This is a genomic window from Dethiosulfatarculus sandiegensis (genome assembly GCF_000931935.2).
Taxonomy (GTDB): domain Bacteria; phylum Desulfobacterota; class Desulfarculia; order Desulfarculales; family Desulfarculaceae; genus Dethiosulfatarculus; species Dethiosulfatarculus sandiegensis.
The window spans coordinates 143,840-167,581 of record NZ_AZAC01000034.1; the positions used below are offsets into that span (position 1 = coordinate 143,840).

The 23,742-nt window shown below is 53.4% G+C and carries 23 protein-coding genes and 1 riboswitch; of the genes, 17 read left to right on the forward strand and 6 right to left on the reverse strand.

Annotated elements, in window-relative coordinates:
* Positions 1 to 4 precede the first annotated feature (4 nt).
* Genes mptA through X474_RS18205 form a run of 7 tightly spaced genes read left to right on the forward strand, consistent with a single transcriptional unit; the run spans position 5 to position 7,316 of the window.
* Positions 5 to 1,447: a GTP cyclohydrolase MptA gene (gene mptA / locus X474_RS18175; RefSeq protein ID WP_044350907.1), complete on the forward strand. Its 1,443-nt coding sequence runs from the start codon at positions 5 to 7 to the stop codon at positions 1,445 to 1,447.
* A gap of 13 nt (positions 1,448 to 1,460) precedes the next feature.
* Complete coding sequence (locus tag X474_RS18180) at positions 1,461 to 2,786, forward strand: DUF6513 domain-containing protein (protein ID WP_044350908.1); 1,326 nt, start codon at positions 1,461 to 1,463, stop codon at positions 2,784 to 2,786.
* A 5-nt stretch (positions 2,787 to 2,791) separates the two neighbouring features.
* On the forward strand, positions 2,792 to 3,685 hold the full coding sequence (fhcD, locus tag X474_RS18185; protein WP_044350909.1) for a formylmethanofuran--tetrahydromethanopterin N-formyltransferase: 894 nt from the start codon (positions 2,792 to 2,794) through the stop codon (positions 3,683 to 3,685).
* Between the two features lie 41 nt (positions 3,686 to 3,726).
* On the forward strand, positions 3,727 to 4,590 hold the full coding sequence (locus X474_RS18190) for a formylmethanofuran dehydrogenase subunit C (RefSeq protein ID WP_082464485.1): 864 nt from the start codon (positions 3,727 to 3,729) through the stop codon (positions 4,588 to 4,590).
* Positions 4,577 to 5,548, forward strand: a complete 972-nt coding sequence (gene mch, locus X474_RS18195; RefSeq protein WP_044350910.1) for a methenyltetrahydromethanopterin cyclohydrolase — start codon at positions 4,577 to 4,579, stop codon at positions 5,546 to 5,548. The genes X474_RS18190 and mch overlap by 14 nt, the downstream gene beginning before the upstream one ends.
* Positions 5,545 to 6,417, forward strand: a complete 873-nt coding sequence (locus tag X474_RS18200; RefSeq protein ID WP_044350911.1) for an ATP-grasp domain-containing protein — start codon at positions 5,545 to 5,547, stop codon at positions 6,415 to 6,417. Before mch ends, X474_RS18200 begins: the two co-directional genes overlap by 4 nt.
* Positions 6,414 to 7,316, forward strand: a complete 903-nt coding sequence (locus tag X474_RS18205; protein ID WP_044350913.1) for a triphosphoribosyl-dephospho-CoA synthase — start codon at positions 6,414 to 6,416, stop codon at positions 7,314 to 7,316. The genes X474_RS18200 and X474_RS18205 overlap by 4 nt, the downstream gene beginning before the upstream one ends.
* Here the strand turns inward: X474_RS18205 and X474_RS18210 are convergent.
* Positions 7,300 to 8,040: a HisA/HisF-related TIM barrel protein gene (locus X474_RS18210; protein WP_044350915.1), complete on the reverse strand. Its 741-nt coding sequence runs from the start codon at positions 8,038 to 8,040 to the stop codon at positions 7,300 to 7,302. The genes X474_RS18205 and X474_RS18210 overlap by 17 nt on opposite strands.
* Here X474_RS18210 and X474_RS18215 point away from each other — a divergent pair.
* The 3 genes from X474_RS18215 to X474_RS18225 are packed head-to-tail and all read left to right on the forward strand — an operon-like array spanning position 8,039 to position 10,822.
* The gene (locus X474_RS18215) at positions 8,039 to 9,070 is read left to right on the forward strand and encodes an ATP-grasp domain-containing protein (protein WP_044350917.1); all 1,032 of its coding nucleotides are present in this window, start codon (positions 8,039 to 8,041) and stop codon (positions 9,068 to 9,070) included. The genes X474_RS18210 and X474_RS18215 overlap by 2 nt on opposite strands.
* The gene (locus tag X474_RS18220; RefSeq protein WP_044350919.1) at positions 9,063 to 10,103 is read left to right on the forward strand and encodes a hydantoinase/oxoprolinase family protein; all 1,041 of its coding nucleotides are present in this window, start codon (positions 9,063 to 9,065) and stop codon (positions 10,101 to 10,103) included. Before X474_RS18215 ends, X474_RS18220 begins: the two co-directional genes overlap by 8 nt.
* Positions 10,100 to 10,822 (forward strand): amino acid kinase family protein, encoded by a 723-nt coding sequence (locus tag X474_RS18225; RefSeq protein ID WP_052515381.1) that lies wholly within the window; start codon positions 10,100 to 10,102, stop codon positions 10,820 to 10,822. Before X474_RS18220 ends, X474_RS18225 begins: the two co-directional genes overlap by 4 nt.
* Here X474_RS18225 and X474_RS18230 read toward each other — a convergent pair.
* Entirely contained in the window at positions 10,797 to 11,516 is a 720-nt protein-coding gene (locus X474_RS18230; protein WP_044350920.1) for a (5-formylfuran-3-yl)methyl phosphate synthase, read from the reverse strand. The genes X474_RS18225 and X474_RS18230 overlap by 26 nt on opposite strands.
* 416 nt (positions 11,517 to 11,932) lie before the next feature.
* On the opposite strand from X474_RS18230, the gene X474_RS18235 reads away from it, so the two are divergent.
* Positions 11,933 to 12,517 (forward strand): DUF447 domain-containing protein, encoded by a 585-nt coding sequence (locus tag X474_RS18235; protein ID WP_044350921.1) that lies wholly within the window; start codon positions 11,933 to 11,935, stop codon positions 12,515 to 12,517.
* Positions 12,518 to 12,617: 100 nt separating this feature from the next.
* On the opposite strand, the gene X474_RS18240 is transcribed toward X474_RS18235, so the two are convergent.
* The 4 genes from X474_RS18240 to larB form a co-directional block, all read right to left on the reverse strand.
* On the reverse strand, positions 12,618 to 13,604 hold the full coding sequence (locus X474_RS18240; protein WP_044350923.1) for a beta-ribofuranosylaminobenzene 5'-phosphate synthase family protein: 987 nt from the start codon (positions 13,602 to 13,604) through the stop codon (positions 12,618 to 12,620).
* Positions 13,594 to 14,169 (reverse strand): flavoprotein, encoded by a 576-nt coding sequence (locus tag X474_RS18245; protein ID WP_044350924.1) that lies wholly within the window; start codon positions 14,167 to 14,169, stop codon positions 13,594 to 13,596. Before X474_RS18245 ends, X474_RS18240 begins: the two co-directional genes overlap by 11 nt.
* Positions 14,170 to 14,214: 45 nt before the next feature.
* Positions 14,215 to 15,207, reverse strand: a complete 993-nt coding sequence (gene larC, locus X474_RS18250; protein WP_044350926.1) for a nickel pincer cofactor biosynthesis protein LarC — start codon at positions 15,205 to 15,207, stop codon at positions 14,215 to 14,217.
* 78 nt (positions 15,208 to 15,285) lie between these two features.
* Positions 15,286 to 16,089: a nickel pincer cofactor biosynthesis protein LarB gene (larB, locus tag X474_RS18255; RefSeq protein WP_044350928.1), complete on the reverse strand. Its 804-nt coding sequence runs from the start codon at positions 16,087 to 16,089 to the stop codon at positions 15,286 to 15,288.
* A gap of 470 nt (positions 16,090 to 16,559) precedes the next feature.
* Between larB and X474_RS18260 the strand changes: the two genes are divergently transcribed.
* From X474_RS18260 to cobI, 6 genes are all read left to right on the forward strand, one after another.
* The gene (locus X474_RS18260) at positions 16,560 to 18,284 is read left to right on the forward strand and encodes a sensor domain-containing diguanylate cyclase (RefSeq protein WP_044350930.1); all 1,725 of its coding nucleotides are present in this window, start codon (positions 16,560 to 16,562) and stop codon (positions 18,282 to 18,284) included.
* Positions 18,285 to 18,472: 188 nt separating this feature from the next.
* Complete coding sequence (locus X474_RS18265) at positions 18,473 to 18,997, forward strand: cob(I)yrinic acid a,c-diamide adenosyltransferase (RefSeq protein WP_044350931.1); 525 nt, start codon at positions 18,473 to 18,475, stop codon at positions 18,995 to 18,997.
* A 152-nt stretch (positions 18,998 to 19,149) separates the two neighbouring features.
* The gene (locus tag X474_RS18270) at positions 19,150 to 20,253 is read left to right on the forward strand and encodes a linear amide C-N hydrolase (protein ID WP_044350933.1); all 1,104 of its coding nucleotides are present in this window, start codon (positions 19,150 to 19,152) and stop codon (positions 20,251 to 20,253) included.
* 408 nt (positions 20,254 to 20,661) lie between these two features.
* Positions 20,662 to 20,853: riboswitch (cobalamin riboswitch) on the forward strand.
* 93 nt (positions 20,854 to 20,946) lie between these two features.
* Positions 20,947 to 22,383 (forward strand): cobyrinic acid a,c-diamide synthase CobB, encoded by a 1,437-nt coding sequence (locus X474_RS18275; RefSeq protein ID WP_044350934.1) that lies wholly within the window; start codon positions 20,947 to 20,949, stop codon positions 22,381 to 22,383.
* The gene (locus tag X474_RS18280) at positions 22,376 to 23,014 is read left to right on the forward strand and encodes a precorrin-8X methylmutase (protein WP_197282183.1); all 639 of its coding nucleotides are present in this window, start codon (positions 22,376 to 22,378) and stop codon (positions 23,012 to 23,014) included. Before X474_RS18275 ends, X474_RS18280 begins: the two co-directional genes overlap by 8 nt.
* Positions 23,015 to 23,018: 4 nt before the next feature.
* Positions 23,019 to 23,738 carry a precorrin-2 C(20)-methyltransferase gene (gene cobI / locus X474_RS18285; protein ID WP_044350935.1) on the forward strand — a complete coding sequence of 240 codons (720 nt, stop codon included), beginning with the start codon at positions 23,019 to 23,021 and terminating at the stop codon, positions 23,736 to 23,738.
* Positions 23,739 to 23,742: the final 4 nt, after the last annotated feature.

Below are 23,742 nucleotides of genomic sequence, written 5' to 3' on the forward strand. Positions count from 1 at the left end.
CGCAATGTCTCTTCCTCATAAGGCGTTTCTGGCAATGGGTTCGGAGCTGGGTTCCAGGCAGGCCAATATCCTGCAGGCCCTGCAATACCTGCGGGCCCGGGCCAGACTAAAGAAAGTATCATCCTTTTACGAGGTGTCTGAGCCGGGTCAAAACGGTGGACCAAAGCCGGTCAAGGCTGTGGCCGTTTTTGAGACCGATCTGGACGCATCTGATTTTGCCGGTTTTGTGACCTCCATCGAAAGGCGCATGGGCAGGCAGGACCATCTATATACCGAACCCTGCCCTATAAAGCTGGAACTTTTATTTTTTGACGATCTTAAGGAGACCGGCTCCAATTATGAAGTTCCCCATCCGGATCTTGAAAAACAGGAAGCCCTTTGGGCCGCCCTGGCCGAGGTGGCCGCGGATGAGACGCTTCCCGACATTCCCGGAGGTTGGCAGGATAAAAAACCCGGAGATGGGGTTAAGAAGCTTTTTCGGGGGCTCAAGTTGGCCAGCGGCCGGGACGTGCAGCAGTCCAAACCTGCGGTGCGCATTGGCCTGAGCCGGGCCGGAGTCACCTGCCTGCCCAGGGTTATCCGTTTAAACGGCAGGCAGGATATAGACCTTTTTCAGGCGGAGATAGATATTTTTGTGGATCTGGACCCGGGTCAGTCCGGGGTTCATATGTCCCGTTTCAGTGATGTGCTGGAAACCCTGGTGGAAGAGATATCCCTTGAGCCTTCGCCGAGCATTGAATCCCTTGCCAAGCGCCTGGCAGGTCAGGTGCTGAAGTCCCAGGCCGCGGTCTGCTCCCAGGTCCATATCAGGGCCAAGTCAGCCCTGGCCAAGGATGCACCTGTGACCGGTAAGCGTTCGGAAGACCTATACACCCTGATCGGCATAGCCCAGGCCACGGATGAACGCACCAAGAGCATTGTGGGCGTGGAGACCGAGGGCATGACCGTGTGCCCCTGCGCCCAGGATATGGTGCGGGCCTATGCGGAAGGCCTGTTGATCGATGACGGCTTTGATCAGGATCAGGCCAACCGCATCCTGGAGCTGGTGCCCCTGGCCTCCCACAACCAAAGGGGCAGGGGCGGCCTTTTTATTGGCTCCGACCGTATGGTGAGGGCTGAAAACCTGGTCCATATTGTGGAAGCTTCAATGAGTTCAGAGACCTATGAGCTCTTAAAAAGGCCGGATGAATTTTTTGTGGTAAACAAGGCGCACAGAAACCCCCGTTTTGTGGAGGACGTGGTGCGCGAGATGCTGCGTAATGTTGTGGAATGCTACCCGGATTTGCCTGGCGACTGTTTTGTGCTGGCCAGACAGGAGAATTTCGAGGGAATTCACCAGCACAACGCCTTTGCCGAACGCTATGGAACCTTAGGATCCATGCGGGTGGAGATGAAAGGCCAGGCTCCGGAACCCAAATTGACCATGGAGGAATGGCTCAAGGCCTGAGGCAAAGATTTTGATGACGGATATTCTTTTCATAACCGGCCGATTGGCGGCTCCTTCATTGGAAAAGGTCCTGGCCAAGATGGCCCCCGAGTTCAGCTACAAGATCAAGACCTTGGGTATCAGTGTGGCTGCGCTTATGAACACCGCTTTTATCTCCCGGCACCTCTCTACAAGCGAGGGCTGCGATAAAGTCGTGATTCCGGGCTCCTGCAAGGGAGACCCTGAGGTCATAAGCCAAAAACTGGGGGTTGATGTGGTTAAGGGGCCTTGCGATTTGAGGGATCTACCCGTGTTCTTCGGCGGTGAAAGGGATATGGAAGGCTATGGCGAATATCATGTCAAGATAGTCGCCGAAATGGTCGACGCCTTTCAGATGTCTTTGCCTGAAATTCTGGCCCAAGCCAATTATTACCGTAATTCAGGGGCGGACCTGGTCGATATCGGTTGCCCGGCTCAAGGGTCTTTTGACCGGGTCGGCGAAGTGGTCGATATGCTCAAAGCCGAGGGCTTTATAGTGAGCCTGGACACCTTTGACCATAAGACCATCCGCCAGGGGCTCAAGCACGGCATAGACCTGCTTTTGAGCGTAAACTCCCGCAATATTGACCTTGCGCCGGAGCTGAACTGCAAGACAGTTGTGATTCCGGATTTTGGCCAGGGCCTTGAATCACTGGAAAAAAATGCCGAAATACTGAAAAACCAGGGAGTTGACTACATCCTGGACCCAATACTGGACCCTTTGAGCTTTGGCTTTACAAAAGCTTTGGTCCGTTTTCACAAAACGCGCAAACGCCATCCGGATACTCCTATCCTGATGGGGTTGGGCAACCTGACCGAACTTACCGAGGCGGACTCCACCGGTATCAACACCCTTATGGCCGGAGTCATGACTGAACTTGAAGTAGACTATCTGCTCACCACCGAGGTGGTTCAGTGGGCCAGGGGGTCGGTCAGGGAGCTGGACCTGGCCAGAAGGCAGATGTTTTTTGCCCACAAGCAAAGGGTTTTGCCCAAGGGCCTGGATTCAAGCCTGGTCTGCCTCAAGGACCGCCCTTTTGAGATATTGGACGAAGCGGCCCTGAGGCAGATGCAAAGCCAGGTAAAAGACCGCAACTACCGTATATTCACAGACTTCAACCAGGTTTACGTTTTTAATCGGGACCTCTTTTTGACAGGGACCGACCCGGCGGATCTTTTTGCCCGGCTCGAGGTATCGTCTGCGGGCCACGCCTTTTACCTGGGACGTGAATTGGAAAGGGCCTGCCTGGCCGTGCGTTTGGGAAAGAAATATCTCCAGGAAAAACCCCTTGATTGGGGTTACCTGGATTTCAAGGAGTGAGGTTGATGCAAATCAACGGAGTAGAAATAGAAGACACCTTTGCCGAGGCCTTTGAGATGCAAGGCGCCAAGCTCATTGTCACCGCCTTGAACCAAAAATGGGCAAAAATCGCGGCCAATGCCATGACCGGCTTTGCCACCTCGATCATTGCCTGCGGCTGTGAAGCGGGCATGGGATATGACCTTTCACCGGAGCAGACCCTGGACGGACGCCCCGGTGTGGAGATGCTGTTTTTCACCATGTCCAAAAAGGATATGGAAAAGCGCCTGTTGGACCGGGTGGGGCAGTGCATCATGACTTCCCCCACCTCCGCCTGTTTCAATGATCTGTTTAACTATGATTTCAAGACCAAGGTCGGCGGCAAGCTGCGCTACTTTGGCGACGGGGATCAGGCCAGCAAGTACCTGGAAGGCAGGCGCTTGTGGCGGGTGCCTGTGATGGACGGCGAATTTTTGGTGGAAGAGGCCTTTGGCGTGAAACAGTCCGTGGGCGGCGGCAATTTTCTTATCCTGGCCGAGAGCCAGGAGGCTGCCTTAAATGCCAGTGAAAAGGCGATTGAGGCAATGAAAAATGTCAGGGACGTGGTCATGCCCTTTCCCGGCGGTGTGGTGAGAAGCGGCAGCAAGACCGGCTCTATTTACAAGGGCCAGTTCGCCTCCACCAACACCTATTACTGTCCTACCTTGAAAAGCCGCTGTGAAACCGCTTTGCCGGATTCGGTCAATTCCGTGATGGAGATCGTTATCGACGGATTGAGCAAGGAAGCGGTGGCCGAGGCCACCAGGGTGGGGGTGCTTGCGGCCTGCCAGCCGGGAGTGGTGAGGATTTCGGCCGGAAACTACGGCGGAACCCTGGGCAAGTTCCAGTTCCACCTGCACGAGATATTGGGCCAAAAATAGGGGGTTCCCCGGTCTGGTCCATAACAGGAAAGGGGTGACCCTTGGCACGTCAAGATAAGCAATTGGTATTTGGCCGGGATCTGGCTGAAATATCACCAAAGCTTTTTCTGAAGTTAAAGTTGGATCTCCGCCTGCCCCTGGAGGCGGAGAATATAAATTGCGATAATTTTGCAGATACAACCATAGACGAGATAAAAAATCTGACGGTTTTTCAGGGCAGGCAAAAGGCCTGTATCGGCGATTTTTTCGAGATCACGGGAGAGCCTTCGGACAAGGTCATGATTGAAGGCGACCTTAGGAACGTAAAGCGCATCGGCCAGAACATGACCCGGGGTTTTCTTTGGGTAAAGGGAGACACCGGCCCCCACCTCGGCGCATATATGACCGGCGGTGTGATCTATGTGGACGGCTCTGTCGGTGATTATGCCGGAGCCCACATGAAAGAGGGCCGCATCTGGATCACAGGCGATGCGGGCAACTTCCTGGGCTCGGCCTACCCCGGAGAGACCAAGGGAGTAAACAAGGGCGCCATAGTGGTTTTGGGCAATGCCGGATCAGACTCCGCCATCCGCATGAGGCGCGGGGTGATCGTGGTAAAGGGCGATCTTGGCGATTTTGCCGGGCAAGCCATGCTGGCCGGTACGGTCTTCTGTTTCGGCAAGTTGGGTGACCGGGCCGGGGCGGCCAACAAAAGGGGCTCCATTGTGGCCCTGGGCGGCAAGCCGGTGTTCTTGCCGACCTATCACTATGACTGCACCTACAGGCCGACTATCCTGGGCGTGCTTTTCAGACGTCTGAGGGACTGGGGCCTGGAAGTTTCCGAAGAAGCCGTAAACGGCTATTTCGAGCGCTACACCGGTGATTTGAACATACTGAGCAAAGGAGAGATCCTTGTCCTTAAATAATCTGAATCAAAGAGCCCTGGATGCCCTGCGCCCTTTGCTGGATGATCCGGCGGGTTATGGGGTGGAGTTACATAAGACTGAAAGCAAGGCCACTATCATAGACGCGGGCGTGAACACCCCCGGCTCTTTGGAAGCCGGGCGTATAATGGCCGAAGTCTGCCTGGCCGGTCTGGCCCGGGTGGAGTTCACGGACCTTGAGATAAACGGCAAATCACTTTTGGGCGTGGCTGTGACCGTGGCCCATCCCAAGTTGGCCTGCATGGCCGCCCAGTATGCGGGCTGGGCATTCAAGGCCCGGGACCCGGAAGGCGCGGACAGCTATTTTGCCATGGGTTCCGGCCCGGCCAGGGCCGCCTATGCCGGAGAAGAGATCTACGCCAAGCTGAATTACCGTGAAGACGCCCAGGTGGCGGTTCTGGTGCTGGAGACCGGCGCCCTGCCTCCTGACTGGGCCTGCGTCAAGGCGGCGGAGAAATGCGGGGTCGCGCCCGAGAACCTGTATCTTTTAACCGCTCCCACTGCCAGCCTGGCCGGATCGGTGCAGGTGGCGGGCCGCATTGTGGAGACCGGCATGCACAAGATGTTTGAGCTGGGATTTGACCTGGATAAGGTCATTGCCGGTTTCGGCGTCTGCCCGGTGGCTCCGGTGGCCAAAAACGACCTCAGGGCCATTGGCCGCACCAATGACGCGGTTTTATACGGCGGAAAAGCCTGGTACACGGTCAAGGCCCAAGACAGCGAACTGGAAGAGCTTTTACCCAACCTGCCTTCCTCCTCCTCGGCGGATTACGGCACTTCCTTTTATCAGCTGTTCAAGCGCTATGACGGTGACTTCTACAAGATTGACCCCATGCTCTTCAGCCCGGCTCAGGTTATGGTGAACAACCTGGAATCAGGTCGTTCCTTTGAGGCGGGCAAGGTGGATATGACGCCGGTCATGGAGGAATACCTTTCATGAAGGCAGCCATTTGTGGCAAGCGGGGCAGCTATTATGTTCGCCGCTTGCAAGAGGCCTTAAAGGCAAGGGGCATCAAAGCCCCTTGCTACTCCTCCACCAGGCTTACAGCCAGAAACGGCTATGGCCCGGCCTTGAGCGTGGAGGAGAGGTCTTTTGACGATCTTGATTTTCTTTTTGTCAGGGCCATTCCCGGGGCGTCCTTGGAGCAGATCATCTATCGCATGGATGCGCTCCAGGTTTTGGAAAGGCGCGGAGTGACGGTGGTTAATCCGCCCAAGTCCATTGAACGGACGGTGGATAAATACCTGACCCTTTCCCTGTTGGAGGATGCGGGGCTGCCGGTGCCCAAGACAATAGTCACCGAGGATTTTGATCAGGCCATGGCCGCTTTTGAGGAATTGGGCGGAGATGTGGTGGTCAAGCCGATCTTTGGGGCGGAAGGCAGGGGCATTGTCCGCATCACGGAGCCGGATACGGCCCACAGGGTGTTCAAGGCCTTGGAACTGGGGCGCTTTGTATATTTTCTGCAAGAATACCAGGAACATGGCCACGAAGATATAAGGGTGTTCGTCATAGGCGGCCAGGTTGTGGGGGCCATGGTGAGAACCGGGCTGGGCTGGAAGGCCAATATGGCCCAGGGAGCCACGGCCACACCCTATGATCCGGACTCCGAGCTAAGCCGCATGAGCCTTTTGGCCTGTGAAACCGTGGGCACCATCTATGCCGGAGTGGATATACTGCCGCTGAAGGGCGGCGGGTGTCAGGTGATCGAAGTGAACGGAATACCGGGATGGAAGGGGCTTGCCAAGGCCACTGGTGTGGATGTGCCGAACCTTCTTTTGGATCATCTTATGGCAGGCAAGGCGTGAATACACCGACTTCCCTTGAGGTGGGGCGGGCCGCCCAACTGGCCTGCGTGCTGGAGGCCTGTGCCCCCAAACCCGGTAATGTAAACCCAAACCACGATTTTCATGACGCCGGGTTTGTGGAGTTCATGGCTTCTGCCCTGGCCCTGGGGCCGGTTATGGCCTCTGCCGGTGATAAAAAAGTGGGTGTGCTTATACTTGATGCCATCAAGGCCACTTTGGAGGTTGCGGCCAGCAATATAAATTTGGGCATTGTGCTTTTATTGGCTCCCCTGGCCAAGGCTGCCCTGGGAATAGACAAAGGCCAAAACCTGAAACAAAAGCTGGCTTTTGTCCTGGCTGATTTGGATGAAAAAGACGCCTTATTGGCCTACCGGGCCATCAACCTGGCCAATCCTTCGGGCCTGGGTGAGGTTGATGATCAGGACGTGGCCAAAGAACCCAGCGGCATAACCCTTTTACAGGCCATGGAGCTTTCCCGGAACAGGGATCAGATAGCCAGGCAGTATGTAAACGGGTTTAAGCTGGTCTTTGACCTTGGTCTGCCCAGGCTCATGAGGCTGTGGCGGGAGGGAAAAGACCTTTCCCCGGCTATTGTGTTGGTTTTTTTAGAGATATTGGCAAAAGAGCCAGACACCCTGATAGCCCGTAAATTGGGAGGGAAAAAGGCCGGGTCAATTTCTGAAAAGGCCCGACGCGTGCTTTTAAAAAGGCCTTTTGAAACCCCGGAAGGTCAAAAGGCGCTTTTTGAGTTTGATATATATTTACGGGATGCAAAACACCAAAAAAACCCCGGTGCAACAGCAGATATCATGGCGGCGGTTTTATTTGTGTTTTTGCTTGAACCCGAGGTGAGAAAAGACCTGCCCCGAGTAATGCGCGGTTTCAGTTCATCTGTTTAAGTTCACGCAGGCTTTTTTGGGTTACCCAGCCCTTGTGTAGGCAAGTGGCCACCAGGGCGGCGTCCAGCCCCAAGTTGCTCAAGCGTTTCAGCCCGGCTGAGTCCCTGACACCGCCGGCTGCTGTCAGCCTGGCTTGGGGCAGGGCTTTACGGACCTTATCCAAAAGGGGCCAGTCCGGGCCCTTGCCTGTGCCGACCTGATCCAGGGTCATGAGAATAAAGGAGTCAAATCCTTTTTCCCATAGCCCTTGCAGGGCTGTTACGGGATCATTTCCCAAAAGTCCGGGCTGCGCGGTGATGATGGTGTTGTTTTTTATATCAAGGCTGAAAAGGGTTTTCTCAAGGGGCAGAGTGCTTGTTATCAGGTTAAGGTCAGCCGGGGATTTCAAGGCCTCTGAACAGATGATCGCCCTTTGCGCTCCCAGGTCCAGGATTGTTTGGGCTTTTTGCAGGTCTGCCGCGCCGGCGTCGACCCATAATCCGGCCGGGAGCTTCTCCGCCAGATCGGAAATCAGCTTTCCATGGCCTTTCAACCCTGCGATGGCATCCAGGTCCGCCAGGTAGATCGATGGTGCGCAGGTGGCTTCAAGCATGGCCCGGGCCAGGGAAAAGGCATCGTTTTTTGGGGTTAACAGGCTTTTCACCGGGGCATAGGTTTTACGCTCCCCTTTTACAGCCTGAACCGGCAGACCGTTTTTTAGATCAATAACGGGAATCACGTCCATGAGTTCAGATACTCCCCTGGTCCTTTTGCATGAATATGTAACCGGCGGCGGCTGGCCTGAAGAAAGTTTTCCCCAGGGCTTGGCCCGGGAAGGCGCTTCCATGATCGACGCCATGCTGGCCCAGTTCAACCTTTGGGGCAAGGTCAGGTTTTTGACCACCCGGGACAGCCGGTTAAAGGCTCCGGAAAAGGAAATCGCCCGGACAATCACCCTACACCATAAGGACTATCCCGGCAACCTCCGCGACCTTATGCAACAAACCGATGCAGCCTTGATAATAGCACCGGAAGATGATGGGGTGTTGGAAGAGCTAAGCACTCTGGCCCTTGGCTGTAAAAACCTTTTGTTGGGCTCGTCCCCCGTGGCAGTGGGAGTTTGCAGCGACAAGTGGCAGACCCTTAAGGTGGTGAAGCAGCTCGGCCTTAAGGCTCCGGTTTCCTTTTTGGTGGATAAAAACCAGGTAAGGGAAAAGGCAAAAGAACTGGGTTACCCACTTATTCTGAAACCGGTGAATGCTTCTGATTGCGCGGGCTTAAGCCTGGTTAATAAAGAAGACAACCTCTTGCAGGCCTTTGGCGCGGCCTGCCAGGGAGGGGAAAAGGCCCTTATTCAGGAATATATCCCCGGCCAGGCGGCCAGCGTGTCTCTATGGGTCAAAGAAGGCAGGGCCGGGGCCTTTAGCCTCAATTTGCAGAATGTAGAAGGCGTTAAAGGCTTTTCATATCAGGGAGGCGTCGCCAATATTGGCCATCACCTGCGGGAAGAGGCCTTTTCCCTGGCAGGCAAGGCAGTGGAGGCAATCCCCGGACTAAAGGGTTATTGCGGCGTGGATGTTGTGTTGGGTCAGGAGGGCGTCTGGTTCATGGAGATCAATCCCAGGCTCACCACCTCTGTTGTGGGGCTTTGCCTCGCTTCTGTGGATAATTTTGCAAAGGCCCTGTGGCAGGCCTGTTCAGTAGAGATAAAAGGGCTTCCCAGGATGGGGCTTAGCGGGGAAGTGCATTTCACAAAGGAGAGCCCCTATGCATGAAGCTTATGATTGGATCATGGGCTGGGATATAGGCGGGGTGAACACCAAGGCCTGCCGGGTTCCCCAGACCGGGGAAGAAGACAAGGCAACCAGCCTGAGTAAGGGGTTTGAGATTTGGCGCAACCCTGAAAAACTCCCTGAGTTGCTTGGGGAAATGGCGAGGGAACTGGGGCCGGTAAGGGCCATGGCGGTTACCATGACCGCCGAGCTTTCAGACGCCTTTCAGACCAAGAGCCAGGGAGTCGGGTTTATTCTTGAGGCTTTGGCCCGGGCCTTTGGCGAAACAGAGATTTGGGTTTTAGGCACCCATGGCCGTTTTGTGGAGTTGTCCAAGGCCCTGCTTTCTCCCTTGGACTTTGCGGCCAATAACTGGGTGGCCAGTTGCCTTTATGAGGCCAAAAAGAATCCCGATTGCTTTGTCCTGGATATGGGCAGCACCACCACGGATATCATCCCCATAAGACAAGGAAGGTTATTGAACAAAGGAACCGACGACACATCCCGCCTGGCTCAGGGCGAGCTGGTCTATACCGGAGCCTTGCGCAGCAACCCCAACACCCTGGTGAGGCAAGTCCCCTTTGATGGGCGTATGGTCAGGGTGGCGGACGAGCTGTTTTGCCTTATGGCCGATGTTCACCTGCTTGCGGGCAAGCTTGAGCCCGAGGAGTACACTTGCCCCACGGCTGACGGCAGGGGCAGGTCGCCTGAAGAATGCCATGCCCGTTTGGCCAGGCTGGTCTGCGCGGATCGAGACATCATGAGTTTTGATCAGGCCCTCAACCTGGCCAGGTATCTCTATGAGAAACAGCTTGAGACCATAAGCCGGGCCTGGCATCTGGTGGCTTCGCGTCTTAAAAAGCCCTTTGATCTGCCCTGGTGCGTGGCCGGGCAGGGCAGCTTTGTTTTGCGGGATCTGGCCTCGCGCCTTGAAGTCCCCCTGGCGACTCCCCTGGAGCAGGAGGTGAAGGCCCTGCCTGCCAGGGATGTGGCCCTACTTTTGGCAGAGGCAATAAAAAAGGAGGGCTTAAGATGAAACATCTGGAACAAGAGCCCTTTTTAAAACCTTTGTTTTTACCTTCATCCTGTGAGTTCAAGGCCGTGCTCAAGGTGGGAGGAAGCCTGGGAAAGGGGCGCGGTCTTAAGCCCCTATGCCGTTCCCTCGGTGATCTGGCCGAAGAGCACCGCTTGCTGGTGGTGCCCGGCGGAGGCCTGGCCGCCGACCTGGTGCGGGACTATGACCGCCGCCTGGGGCTCAGCGACGATGCCGCCCATTGGATGGCCATAATGGCCATGGACCAATACGGGCTTTTGTTGGCGGACAAGATTAAACGGGGCAGGCCAGTGACCAGCCTGGAAGAGGCTGCCGCAGTGGCTGAAGAGGGACTTCTGCCGGTTATGTTGCCCTATGCCATGCTCAAGGCCGAAGACCCTCTGCCCCACTCTTGGCAGGTAACCTCGGATTCCATTGCCGCCTGGATCGGCCTCAGGGCAGGGGTGAGGGAGCTGGTGCTCTTAAAGAGCGTGGATGGGCTTTACCCGCAAGAAGGGCCTTTTCCGGACCCGAACCGAAAAGGGTTGCTTAAAAAAATTACTTTAAGTCAGTTGGCGTCCTGGCCGGGTGTCGATCCAATTTTGGCCAGGCTCCTTGAACAAAACCCCCTGGGGCTTTGGATCATAAACGGAGCCAGGCCGGAGCGCCTCAGGGCGTTGTTTGGTCAGGGCAAGGCTAAAGGGACCCGGCTGAGAGCATAATACTCTTGAGCTCCTCGACCTTTTCCTTTTGCACCAGGCCATTGACCCTGTCGCCGTTAATTGCCGCTGTCCTGACCCCCACCAGATCTGGGCCCGCCTTACATGCCAAGGGCAGGGTGTCTTTGCTGAGTGAACCGGCCAACCCGCAGAGCAACCCGGCCTTTTTGCACAACACTACAAAATTTTTTAACTCTTCAGGAGACATCAGGTCCACCAATCCCTGGGAAGATTTGCCCAAAGTGTCTATCAGACAACCATGGGCTCCGGCTTTTGCCGCCACCTCGGGCAGGTGTTCAGGTAAAAGAGCCGGGATGAGGCTGGCGTCGGCATAGGCGGTGGCTATGACTTCCGGCGGTTCAGGCAGTTCCGAAACCGCCAGGCACACCTCCCGCATAAGTGTGGTGGCCTGTTCCACTTCAGTCACTCCCTTAAGCCCCACCTTTACATATTCAACACCGCAATGGGCCGCGCCCAGTGCGGCCAAACTGGCTGTGCCCGGCAGATTCGGCATATCGCCGATGGTTGCGCTCACCGGGATTTCTTTGGGAGTGAGTTTTCTTATTTCTTTAATAACTCTGGGGAAATTAGCACCCAAAGCCCCTTCGGCCGGGTTCTTTACATCAATAATATCGGCCTTGCCCAGAAGAGCGGCCCTGACCTCGCTGCTATTTGCCACGCTGACTAAAAGACGCATTTTTACAACTTTCACATCCAGGCAATATTGAATGGTTTATTTTTTGGGCCTGGAAATATATCTTTATAAGAATAGTGTTACAAACATTACCAATGATATTGTCTTCCCGAATGGCAAAGCCTGATTCAGGCTGGCGGGAAAAGGTATTATTTTCTGCTTGATTAGGTACCTTACCACCATGGTTATCTTCGGTCCAGGGGGTGAGTACAGGTTTTTTAACTAGTTGTTTTCTTGCCTTTTTTGTTAAGGAAATCCAAAAGGAGATTACCTTTTAATAAAAGAGAGATATGGTTTTGCAAATAGGCGAAATAATGATTCGCAGTACAAACTTGGCTGCATTATGAAATGGGTGTATCCTTAAGAAATAGTCAGGAAAAAAAGTGTTTACCGTCTCCAAACAGGCGAAAGGTGATTAAATGCCTGACCTGACAACCCTGGGTCTTTATTCCGGCTGGATCTACGAGGCTATTGCCTCCAGCCAAAAGGGCCGGTTTAACCATGCCGCGCCGGTTGGCTTTTCAACCAAGGATCAGGCCTTTTGTGAACTTGTAATCTTTAAGTCATCCCAGACTTGGCAAAATATACAATCGATCGGTGAATTCGCCTTGAATCTTACCTGTGACCTCAAGCTGTTTGAAAAGGCACTGCATGCCAAGGACGAACTTGACTATGTAAAGGCAGAGGCTGTTTCTGTCCCGGTGCTTAAAGATGCCGATTGTGTGTTGGAACTTGAGTTGGTCGATACCTTGGACCAGGGAGACAGGGGCAAACTGGTTGCCTGGCCCAAGCGGATTTACGGCAAATTGAAAAGCCCTCCCCTGAACAGAGCCCAGACCCTTTACCTGGAAAATCTCATCATGGAAACCCGGGTGGGCTTGAAAAACAATCGGGAGTTAAAGTCCAGAATCCTGGAAAATCATCGGGTAATCGCCAAGGTGGCTCCTGATTCGGATTATCAGAGTATGAGCCGGGCACTTTTAAACCGCCTGGGCTTATCCTGATCCTGAACAGAAAAAAAGCGCTTTCCGCTAATAAACGGAAAGCGCTTTTTATTTTTACCGCCAAAGTCCTTCCGGACTTTGGTTGCCTGTTTTATCCCGCTTAAAACTGGTTTGACTTAAAATCCAAAAAATCCATTTGTACGCCCCGGTTGTCGGGCTGAGCTATAAAAACCTTGCCTGAGATCAATTTTTTACTGAAAAATTCAGTTACCCGCTTAGCCACCATGGGGGCTTCATCCTGGGTGGAGAGCCCGTAAATGGCGGGCCCCCAGGAGCTTTGACCTGCGCCATAGGCGCCTGCCTGCAGCATATAGCCCACAATATCCTCTGCCCCGGATTCACTGTAAATGCCATCCTGGGCAGCTTGGAAAAACATGCCGGTGCGACGGTCAATCTCGGTTAAGGCACAGCCAAACTCCTTAATATCCCTTTCAATAAGGCTCGGCAGGAGTTTCATGACCGTGAAACGGCAGATATCCTGGCTGATCATGCGGCTGGGTTTAAGGGTGGCCAGGGTTTCGTTTTCCTTGCTGCCTGATAAACCTTTTAATTCTTGGGGAATAGCCAGGACAAAACACCAGTCGGTTGGAAATTCAAGACGCATCAGCATAAGAGGCGGCTGCCCCTTGTTAAGGCAGTCCGTATTATGCCCCGCATCCAGGATAAAGCCTCCCTGGTCAAAGGCAAACACCCCCACGCCGCTTCTGCGTCCCCTGCTGACCAATGAAGCCAGTTCTTTAATGTCAAGATTCAGGCCCCACATGGTGGTGGCTGTCTTGGCCAGGGCCAGATGCAGTTGTGTGCCTGAACCTAAACCGGTATGGGAGGGAATTTCTTCTGAGAATTCAACTTTAAATAACGGTTTTTGCCTGAAATGCCTGGCCAGGCCCTCAAGGCAGGCGACGGTTCGTCTTTTGGGGCCATTGACCACCTTGAGATCATGGTGTGGTTTAAGGCTCAAGGTATAGGCCGGATTAGTTAAAGCCAGTCCCAGACTGCCGTATTTCCTACCCAGGTCACCATTCAAATCCAGGAAGCCGAAATGGAGTCTGCTTATTGATCTCAGGCGAATTTCCTTATTTAACACGGCTTTCTCCCTTTTGAGCATTCCCTTGCAGGTCAAGTACAAGGGGGATTTGTTCCGGGGAGTTCAGAACGCGGATTCCAGGCATGCGGCCTAAGCTTTCCGCATTCTTGAGATCAACAGGGCGCATGGTGAGGTTTAATTCACCTCCGCTGGGCATTATGGTGGTTATCATTCCTGGTTTTTGATCGACAGGCAGAGTGTAAATTGGCACCGCCGCTTTATTGGCCTGGGCCACGAGATTGGTAACCAGGGTGTCGCTGATTCCCAGGACTATTTTGGCCGTACTGTTTGCGGTCAGTGGGGCCGCCAGAACGGCATGGTATTTTTTCGTCTGCAGCCCGGCAACGATAAAGGGGGTGTTGGCGTCTTTTTCCTTCATGACCCTTTGGGCGATTTCTTCCAATCGGTCATTCATTTTATAAAATTTTAGGACAGTTATAGCTGCTTTAGATAATACCGCGGTTATCTCCCACTCACCCTGGTCCTTTATCACGGTCATCTGATCAAAACATTCTTCAAGCAGGTCTCCGGCTCCTGTAATCGCCCATACCAGTCGTCGGGGCATGCAGATTCTCCTCACTGCCGCTGGGGCTGGTTAAAGGTGTCCAGATCAGTCCTCGTGTTGGTGCTCATGTTCATGCTCGTGAGTGTGTTCGTGCGTATGGGGGTGTTTGTGTTCGTGGGTGTGCTCGTGCTCGTGGGTGTGTTCGTGCTCGTGGTTGTGTTCGTGGTCATGGTCATGGTTGTGAGCATGATCGTGATCATGGCTGTGTTCGTGAGCGTGCCCGTGTGTGTGTTCGTGGCAATGATCGTGGCTGTGCTCATGAGCATGGTGGTGGTTGTGGCCGTGTCCCATGGGAGCGCTTTTTTGGGTTGCGTTCGGATCAGCCTGGCCTATGATCACCCTTAAAAGATTGGGTACGGCTATATCGGCGGTGCCGGCGCCGTAGCCCACCTGTTCGATAACCATGTCGGGCACGGGGGTGAATTCCCGGGCCAGGGCGCGTAAAATGGCGGCTCCGGTGGGGGTTACCAGTTCTTTTTCGATCCCGGTGGAGTATACGGGAACGCCTTTTAATATTTCGGTTACAGCCGGTGCGGGGACCGGAATGGTGCCGTGGGCGCAGTCTACGGTGCCGCCGCCCACATTCAGGGCAGAGGCATATACCGCTTCGATACCCATAAGGTCGAGTCCAATTACGCTGCCCACCACATCAATGATGGAATCCAGGGCACCCACCTCGTGAAAATGAATTTCTTCCAATGATTTTCTATGAATATGAGCTTCCGCCTGGGCTACGCAATCAAATACTTTAAGGGATTTTTCCTTGATCCCCTTAGCCAGGTCGGAATCTTCCACCATTTGCTTTATCTCGCTGAGGCCCCGATGATGGTGACCGTGGCTTTCACCGGCCACTACCTGAGCCTTGGTGCCTCCTATGCCGTTTTTTAATACATCTTCAGTGGTTATCTGGTAGTCACCCAGGTCGAGTTTGGCCAGCTCCGCCTTAAGGTCGGAAAGTTTGAGACCTGCGTCGATCAGAGCACCCAGAATCATGTCCCCAGCCACACCGGCAAAACAATCGAAATATATAATTTGCATGATTTTGTTTCACATCCTGAAACCAGAGCCCGTTTTAGGATCTGGGGTAAAAATTTTTAGCAAAGTCCAAAACGAAGCCTACTGCCAGTTGATCTCGGTAGCTTCCCGCTCCTGCTCTTCTTCCTTGGGCTCTTTGACTGCGAGTTGGTTAATCAGGCTGGCCTGATAACCTGCGCCAAACCCGTTATCTATATTGACAACCGAGAGCCCCGAAGCGCAACTGTTCAACATGCTCAAAAGCGCTGCCACACCGCCGAAGCTGGTGCCGTAGCCTATGCTGGTGGGCACCGCAATCACTGGACAGGATACCAGACCCCCGACCACGCTGGCCAGGGCGCCTTCCATGCCCGCCACGGCAACCACCACATTGGCGGTGTAGAGGTCTTCGCAATACTCTAAAAGCCTGTGTATACCGGCTACCCCCACATCGTATATACGCTTTACATTATTGCCGATCACCTCGGCGGTGGCTGCGGCTTCCTCGGCCACCGGAATATCGCTGGTTCCGGCCGCCGCCACAACGATACTGCCTTTTTTCACCACCGGTTGGGGATTGACGAGCACAATGCGGGCGGATTTGTTATAGCGACAGGCAGGGTAAACTTCCTTTATTACTTGGTAAACTTCTTCCGAGGCCCTGGTGGCCAGGACGTTTGCGCTGTGTTCGGCAAGTCTGGGCACTATCCCCCTTATATGCTCCGGACTTTTACCCTCACAATAAATAACCTCAGGAACACCGTTCCTGAGGCTTCTGTGATTGTCTATTTTGGCATAGCCAAGATCCTCGAAAGGCAGCTTTTTCAAAGCCAAGGTGGCTTCTTCCACACTAAGGCCGCCTTTTTGAACTTGGGTTAGAAGTTCCTCTAAGTGTTTTTGATCCATGTGGTGTTCTCACTAATAGTCTTGGCAATCAAGGGAATATGGAACAGGGAATATTCCCGACCAGGTGCGTCCCCCCCGAAGACCCCGGAGTCTTTAGCCTCTTCAGCCCGAGTTTTCGTAAACCCATGCGACAAAGCCCTGTAATCAAGGGGTTTCAAAAACATTGGGCAAGTTTATCCAGCACTCCAATACTCGCTTAAGAACGCTGATTCTTCAAGAGTAGTAGGGCATATTTTCCCGGAAAGGGTAGGAGTAATCTGGTGCATGGAGAAAAATGCCCCTTTTCGTAAAAAAAAGTTGCCTTTTAAAAAAACGACGGGTCATTGTGATCCTGAAAAAACGCATGCTTAAGCGGCGTCGGCTGTTATGGGGTAGAAGTTTCGGGTGATATGATAAAAAATAGGTAATTTTATATAGCACTGGTAACTATTTATTTGAAATGCTCATCCATGTTTTTGATTGCTGGGAAAATGATTGCCGCACTAAAGCGCTCTTCTGTTACCTCAGGTTGTTTACTGGGCTTTGCCCTGGTTTTGCTATTACTTGCCCGAAACTCTTTTGCCCTTGAGCTCAAACAAGATGCACCCGTTAGTCTGGAATTGGCCAAAGCCGTTCTATACCTGCCGGGCAATACCCCTTCGTTTCCTTTGGAAGAGGCTCTTTTAAAGCTAAAAACGGGAGCTTTTGCGGCCCATGAAAAGCCCACCCTTTCCCTGGGCCTGGGACCGGCTTCCTGTTGGCTCAGCTTCAGTCTGGTTTTAAGCCCCGTAAATGGGCAAGAGATTCAAACGGCCTGGCTTCTGGTTCTGGATTGGGCTTTTATTGACCAGGTTCGTCTCTACGCCTCCAAACCCGGCCCGGATAAGTCGGATTCCACCTGGCAAGAAGTAAAGCCTGTCTTTGATCCCCCCGGAAAAACTGTTTTGAGGCCGCCCGCACCCAAAAATGTTTATGCCTTGCCCCTTACACCGGGTAAGGAGACCCGGTTCATGCTGAAGGTTAATTATGCCGGGCCCACCAACCTGCATCCCACCCTGGTTCGCCAAACGGATTTTTTGGTTTTAAACAGCCGCCGTTCTGCGTTGGTGGGGATTTATTACGGCCTGGTCCTGGCCATGGTGCTTTACAATCTGGCCATGTTTGTGTCGCTTAAGGATAACAGCTATCTATGGTACGGATTCTATATCCTGGCCATGGCGCTTTATTTTATGTTTTTGAATGGAATCCTGGCCGGTACAGGCCCCAGAACCCATCTTTTTTTCCTGGGCTTGATCTTTGTGGGCGGGGCCCAATTCACCCGTCATTTCTTTATGACCCCAAAAGTAGCCCCCTTGGCAGATAAAGTTTTCCTGGCTTATCTGGGACTGAGCATCATTTTAATAATCGGCAATCTGTTCTTACCGCCTTTGCCCCTCTTTGCCCTGGGGATGTCGGGAGGAGTCGGGCCATTACTTTCTATCGGGGTGGGCATTTATCTTTGGCGCAGCGGTTTTGCCGGAGCCCGTTTCTTTGTATTGGCCTGGTTTTTGTTAAGCCTGGGAATAGGTCTTTTTATCCTGACCCTTACAGGAGCAATCCCGATCAGTCCCTGGAGCTTGCATGCCTTTCAGGTGACCGCCGCCCTGGAAACGGTCATCCTTTCCCTTTCCCTGGCAGACAGGGTCAAGGGCCTGCGCAAGAGTCAGAATTTTTTTAAAATACAGGCTTTGACAGATACCTTGACCGGTTTGTTCAACAAGAGGCATTTTGAGACCCAGCTTGAACTTCACCTGCGCCGGGTAAGGCGGGAAAAAGGGGATCTTTCGCTGATCATGCTGGATGTGGATAAATTCAAGGAAGTAAACGACAGACATGGCCATCCTCAGGGAGATGCGGTCTTGGCCAGACTGGGAAGTGTTCTGAACTCCTCCATCAGGGAAGGCGATATTGCCTGTCGCTACGGAGGAGAGGAGTTCAGCATTATTTTACCCGAGACAAGTTTGGAGATTGCAGGCGAGGTGGCTGAGAGAATCAGAAAGACTGCGGCCATCCAGGTGTTTGCCCCTGCCAAGCCCTTGTCTTCGTTCAAGGTGACGGTCAGTCTGGGCGTGGCTGCCTGGCAAGAGGGCGAAGACACCGGGGATTTGGTGAGTAAAGCGGACAGGGCTTTGTATCAAGCCAAGAACCTGGGCCGAAACAAAACGGTATGTAATTAAGTTTGCACCCACAGGGTATTGGGAAAGGGTTGAGTCCGGGATTTGATTCAGGGTTTAAATGCGGTCTTTGCCTGAAGGTTGATTAATTTTTATTTGCGTTTTCTTCGGGTTTCATTAAGTCGTTACATATGGTTTATTGAATCCTGAGGAACCTTTTACCAGTTTTTTGTTTGAGATGGAGTTTTTTCATGGAAGTTAAAAAAGGCCTGGTGATGATCAATACCGGCCATGGAAAGGGCAAGACAACCGCGGCCCTGGGCGCAATGGCCCGCGCAGCCGGTCAGGGGTATCACTGCCTTATGATTCAGTTTATTAAAGGCGGCAGAAACTATGGTGAGCTTGCTCATTTTGAGGATTGCCAAAATGTTGAAATACGCCCCACCGGATTGGGCCTGATTCGTAGAAACGAGGATCTGAAACCCCACAGGCAGGCTGCGGAAAAGGGCTTTTTACTGGCTAAAGAAGAAATGGAATCCGGGAAATGGGATCTTCTGGTTCTGGATGAAATTTTTCTGGCCCTGCGCCGAGGGTTTCTCACCAAAAGCGATATCAGGGGGCTGATTGAAAGAAAACCCGAAAATTCGCATTTGATTCTCACTGGCCGGGACTGCCCGGAGGAGTTTTTTGAGTTGGCTGACCTGGTGACTGTGATGCAGGCCCAAAAACACCATCTCCAGGGCGGAGTAAAATCCCAGGCCGGTGTGGAGTATTAAACTGAAGCGACTTAATCAATGCGATTGATTGGAGAAGGCGGGAAGCTGTCTGGTTTTCTTGGGGGGAAAACCCGGTGGTTCTTTTCATGGGATTTTGTAAAGCCCAGGTATGGCTGCTTGAATATTCAGTAATGTGATTAAGGGGTGTTTTGATGAAATCCGTCAAGTTGGGAATCTGCACGATCTCACTTCTAACTTTTTTGTTTTCAAGCGCAATCTCTTTTGCCTGCACCGGGCTTCAGCTCAAGGGAGAGGACGGAACCGTGGTCTTTGGCCGCACCCAGGAGTGGGGCAAGTTCGACCTTAATCCTAAAATGATAGCCGTGCCCAGGGGGCATGCCTTTGTGGGGCAGACTCCGGACGGCCAAAAGGGATTGTCCTGGAGCGGCGAGTACGGCTTTGTCGGGGTGCTGTTGATGGGAAGGGCGGTCAACACCGGTATGAACGAGAAAGGGCTGGCCGGGGGCGGTTTTTTCCACAAAGGCTTTGCCGAGTACTCCCCCTATGATCCCGCCAAGGCGGATAAATCCCTGGCCCCGAGCCAGGTGCTGACCTTTATCCTTTCCAATTTTGCAAGCCTCAAGGAGGTGCGGGCCGGGCTGCAAAAGGTAAAGGTGGCTCCGGTGGTGGATCCTGCCCTGAAAATGCCCTATCCGATTCATTTCATGATCGTCGAGCCCGGCGGCAAAAGCCTGGTTGTTGAGTTTAAAGACGGTCAGCTGAGATTTTTTGACAATCCGGTTGGGGTGATTACAAATAATCCCACTTTTGACTGGCATTTGACGAATCTGCGCAACTACGGGAAGCTGGGTGTGAAGCCCTTTGAGCCCAAGCAGTGGGGGGAACTTATGATTACTCCCTTGGCCGGAGGTTCCGGTCTGTTGGGTCTGCCCGGCGATTTCACCTCCCCGTCCCGTTTTGTGAGGGCAACGGTGTTTGCCTGCACCGCCCGCCACACCAGGGGCGGTGAGGACACGGTGCAAGAATTTTTCAGGATCATGGACAGTTTTAATTTGGCGGCCGGACAAGCCGAAGGCTCGGATCCGGGCGGGAAGACCAAGCTGCCGGCCAGCACCCAATACACTGTGGCCAACGATACCAATAATCTGATTATTTATTATCACACCATGTTCAACCGCCGGGTCAGGAAGATCCTGTTAAACAAGATTGATTTCACCCGCTCGGGAACTCGGGAGATCCCCTTGGATGAGAAGAGGGTTCAGGATATAAAAAATGTGACAAAAGGCTTGAAATAAAACCGAAAAGGTTGTTGCTTTTAGTCCCGAGGCTTACCGGCGAACTCCTCCCGGATTTTGTCGGATGCCGCTTGACAAAAGTTGTTTTTAAAGACGTCAAGATGCACGGTGCGCCCGAGCACCGTGCATCGTAGTTTACTGACCAAGACCTCCCGGACTTGGTCAGGGGCAGTTTGACCAGAACGTTCAACCCGGTCAATCAATACGGCCTTTTTAGCTTAATTGAGCTGCTTATAAGTGTTAGCCGTGTTATTTACACGCCTTCGCATTCCCGACCGCAGTTAAAATTAATTTAACTACCCGAGTATTATTCCATTATCGGTTTTAAAGCTAAGAATTATCTGAAAACAATGACTTAAATTGGCCCAGCCTTTTATTGACACCAATAGCGCTTTCTGTTAATGCATAGACGATTTAACCAATGTCGGCGTCCTTAACCGGACTTAATTGGGAAGACGGTGCGAGTCCGTCGCGGTCCCGCCGCTGTAACCGGGGACAAAAACCGCAATTTTGCCACTGCTGTGTACGGAACGTAGCGGGAAGGCGCGGTGATTAGGCTGATCCGGGAGTCAGAAGACCTGCCGAATGCTCTGGAGCTGCAATCGCGGAAGACGTATATTGTGGCTGCCATGCTTGGGGGTCAAGTAAGCTGGGTGCCGTCCCCGGGTCCACCTATGGGACTTGGGGTTTTTTATGTCCGGCTTAGCCAAAATCAAAGGTCTGGTCATAGGCGGCGCTCAAAGCGGCGCGGGCAAGACCACCTTCAGCCTGGCTCTTTTGGCCGCTCTTCGCAAAAGGGGGCTAAGGGTCCGGGCTTTTAAGGTCGGGCCTGATTTTATAGACCCCGGTCATCACACCCTGGTCACCGGCACAACCTCCCACAATCTAGACGGCTGGATGCTTTCCAAAGAGGAGAACACAGCCATTTACAAGCGATGTGCCCAGGACGCCCAGGTAACCGTGGTGGAAGGGGTGATGGGCCTCTATGACGGCTTTGATCCTCTGGGAGAGGCAGGCTCCACCGCCCAAATGGCCAAGTGGCTGGGTTTGCCGGTGGTGCTTTTGACCAATGCCAAAGCCCAGTCCAGAAGCCTGGCCGCCCTGGCCAAGGGATTTTTCGAATTTGATCCCAAGCTTTCCTGGGCAGGCCTGGTGGCAAACCAGGTCGGCAGCCCGAACCACGCCCGCATCCTGGGCAAGGCCATGCAGGCGGTTCCCGAGTTCACCTTTTTGGGTGGGCTTACCCGCCAGGCGGATCTGGCCATGCCCGAACGCCACCTGGGTCTGGTTACCGCCCTGGAAACCGGTTTTTCCGAGGAATTGAGAGAACGCCTGGTCTCCTGGCTGGAAAACGCAGTAGACCTGGATCTTCTTCTGGCAAATCTGCCGGAGTTTGACCTGCCCGCAGCCCAAACAGAGGCCCCCCCTATTGATTCTTCCGATAAAGTGCGCCTGGGCATAGCCTGGGACAAGGCCTTTTGTTTTTATTATCAGGAAAACCTGCGCCGCCTTGAAGAGGCCGGGGCGGAATTGGTCTATTTCTCGCCCTTACAGGATAAATCCCTGCCTGCCGAGCTTGACGGCCTTTACCTTGGCGGCGGCTATCCTGAACTTTTCTCTACTGAACTGGCTGACAATAAAAGCCTTAAGACTGAGATTGCCCACCTGGCGGCTCAGGGTATGCCCATTTATGCCGAATGCGGGGGCATGATGTATCTGGCCCAAGAGATAAGCGATCCCAAAGGCAACTCCCGGCCCATGACCGGGGTGCTTCCCATAAAGACAACCATGCTGCCCAGGCTGCGTTCTTTGGGTTACCGTACGGTGCGTTTTACCACCGATACCGTGCTGGGACCCGCCGGAACCAGGGCAAGGGGGCATGAATTCCATTATTCGGAAGTGACCAATACTTCGGAATCATCTTCAAAAATAAACAGGGCGGGGAGCCCTGGAGAAGGCGGATTGGTAAACGCCTATGAAGTCGGCTCCAGAAAGGGGCCCAGGCCCGATACTCATGGTTATTGCAAACAAAATGTGTTGGCCAGCTATGTGCACCTGCATTTCGGCAGCAACCCCATGCTGGCCCCTGGTTTTGTGTCTTTAATGAAAGGCGAGAGAAAAATTGCCTGAACAGGAAAAATGGAATCTGCCTCCCGAGGAAATAGAAAAGGGGAGTTTCGCCATTATCGACCAGGAGGCCGGGGAGCACGGCTTTGAACCCAAGGCCTGGTCCATTGTGCGGCGCATGATTCACACCACCGGTGATTTTGATTTTGTTCGGATCACCCGCATCCACCAGAAGGCAGTGGAAAAAGGGGTTGAGGCCCTTAAGCAGGGCAAACCCATATTCACAGACACCCGCATGGCCAAGGCCGGTATATCCGACCGACGCTTGAAGCCCTTTGGGGTGACCAAGACCTGTATTCTGGAGGCCCCCGAGGTTGCGGTGATCGCAAGCGAAAAAGGCGTAACCCGTTCCCTGGCAGGTATTGACTTGGCCCTGGAAAAGGGCCAGGGAGCCGTGTTTGCGATCGGAAACGCGCCGACCGCGCTGCTCAGGCTTATTGAGCATATTAAGGCGGGCAGGATTGAGCCCGCCCTGGTGGTCGGCATACCGGTGGGCTTTGTTAACGCCAAGGAATCCAAAGACGCCCTGGCGGAGATGGATATTCCCTATGTAACCGCCTTGGGTAGAAAAGGCGGTTCAGCCCTGGCGGCCAGCGTGATAAACGCCCTGGCTGTTTTAGCGGGAGAAGAATAGACAAATGACTCAAACCAAAGGAACCCTTTACGGTCTGGGCATGGGCCCGGGCGATCCCAAACTGGTCACCGTGCGCGCTGTGGAGATATTGAAGCAGGTGGATACGGTTTTTGCGGCCAGTTCTCCGAAAAACGGCTACAGCCTGGCCTTGAATACGGCTTTGCCTTATCTGCCCGAAGAAACCAAGGTTGTAAGGCTCAAGTTCCCCATGACCAAGGACAAAGAGGTGCTTGAAAAGGCCTGGCAGGAAAACGCCCTTGCGGTGCTTGAGGTCCTGCAAAAGGGCAAAGACGCCGCCTTTATCACCATAGGAGACTGCCTTACCTACAGCACCTACGGCTATCTTATCAAGACCATAGAAAAGAACGATCCCGGGATCACTTTTGAATCCGTGCCGGGCATAACCGCCTATGCGGCTGCCGCCTCCAGGCTGAATCTGCCCCTGGTGGAGCATAAGGAGTCGCTTTTGGTCGTTTCAGGGGTCAGCGATCCCAAGGAGATTCCAGAGCTGGCAGAATGTGGAGACAACCTGGTGATCATGAAGGCCTACAGGTCTTTTGAAGGGATCATGGACGCCTTGGAGAGCCTGCCTGAAAAACGCGACATAAGCCTGGTGAGTAATTGCTGTCTGGAAGATGAACGGCTGGTGCCCGACGCCCGCGAGGTAAGAGGGGAAAAAATGCCCTATCTCTCTCTTTTGATAGCAAAAAAGCCGGAAGAATAAGGAC

What these genes read in the sequence shown, in the direction of transcription:
- mptA (WP_044350907.1), top strand. Translation starts at nt 5, where the DNA reads ATGTCTCTTCCTCATAAGGCGTTTCTGGCAATGGGTTCGGAGCTGGGT.
- X474_RS18180 (WP_044350908.1), top strand. Translation starts at nt 1,461, where the DNA reads ATGACGGATATTCTTTTCATAACCGGCCGATTGGCGGCTCCTTCATTG.
- fhcD (WP_044350909.1), top strand. Translation starts at nt 2,792, where the DNA reads ATGCAAATCAACGGAGTAGAAATAGAAGACACCTTTGCCGAGGCCTTT.
- X474_RS18200 (WP_044350911.1), top strand. Translation starts at nt 5,545, where the DNA reads ATGAAGGCAGCCATTTGTGGCAAGCGGGGCAGCTATTATGTTCGCCGC.
- X474_RS18215 (WP_044350917.1), top strand. Translation starts at nt 8,039, where the DNA reads ATGAGTTCAGATACTCCCCTGGTCCTTTTGCATGAATATGTAACCGGC.
- X474_RS18210 (WP_044350915.1), bottom strand. Translation starts at nt 8,040, where the DNA reads ATGGACGTGATTCCCGTTATTGATCTAAAAAACGGTCTGCCGGTTCAG.
- X474_RS18220 (WP_044350919.1), top strand. Translation starts at nt 9,063, where the DNA reads ATGCATGAAGCTTATGATTGGATCATGGGCTGGGATATAGGCGGGGTG.
- X474_RS18225 (WP_052515381.1), top strand. Translation starts at nt 10,100, where the DNA reads ATGAAACATCTGGAACAAGAGCCCTTTTTAAAACCTTTGTTTTTACCT.
- X474_RS18230 (WP_044350920.1), bottom strand. Translation starts at nt 11,516, where the DNA reads ATGCGTCTTTTAGTCAGCGTGGCAAATAGCAGCGAGGTCAGGGCCGCT.
- X474_RS18235 (WP_044350921.1), top strand. Translation starts at nt 11,933, where the DNA reads ATGCCTGACCTGACAACCCTGGGTCTTTATTCCGGCTGGATCTACGAG.
- X474_RS18245 (WP_044350924.1), bottom strand. Translation starts at nt 14,169, where the DNA reads ATGCCCCGACGACTGGTATGGGCGATTACAGGAGCCGGAGACCTGCTT.
- larC (WP_044350926.1), bottom strand. Translation starts at nt 15,207, where the DNA reads ATGCAAATTATATATTTCGATTGTTTTGCCGGTGTGGCTGGGGACATG.
- larB (WP_044350928.1), bottom strand. Translation starts at nt 16,089, where the DNA reads ATGGATCAAAAACACTTAGAGGAACTTCTAACCCAAGTTCAAAAAGGC.
- X474_RS18260 (WP_044350930.1), top strand. Translation starts at nt 16,560, where the DNA reads ATGATTGCCGCACTAAAGCGCTCTTCTGTTACCTCAGGTTGTTTACTG.
- X474_RS18265 (WP_044350931.1), top strand. Translation starts at nt 18,473, where the DNA reads ATGGAAGTTAAAAAAGGCCTGGTGATGATCAATACCGGCCATGGAAAG.
- X474_RS18270 (WP_044350933.1), top strand. Translation starts at nt 19,150, where the DNA reads ATGAAATCCGTCAAGTTGGGAATCTGCACGATCTCACTTCTAACTTTT.
- X474_RS18275 (WP_044350934.1), top strand. Translation starts at nt 20,947, where the DNA reads ATGTCCGGCTTAGCCAAAATCAAAGGTCTGGTCATAGGCGGCGCTCAA.
- cobI (WP_044350935.1), top strand. Translation starts at nt 23,019, where the DNA reads ATGACTCAAACCAAAGGAACCCTTTACGGTCTGGGCATGGGCCCGGGC.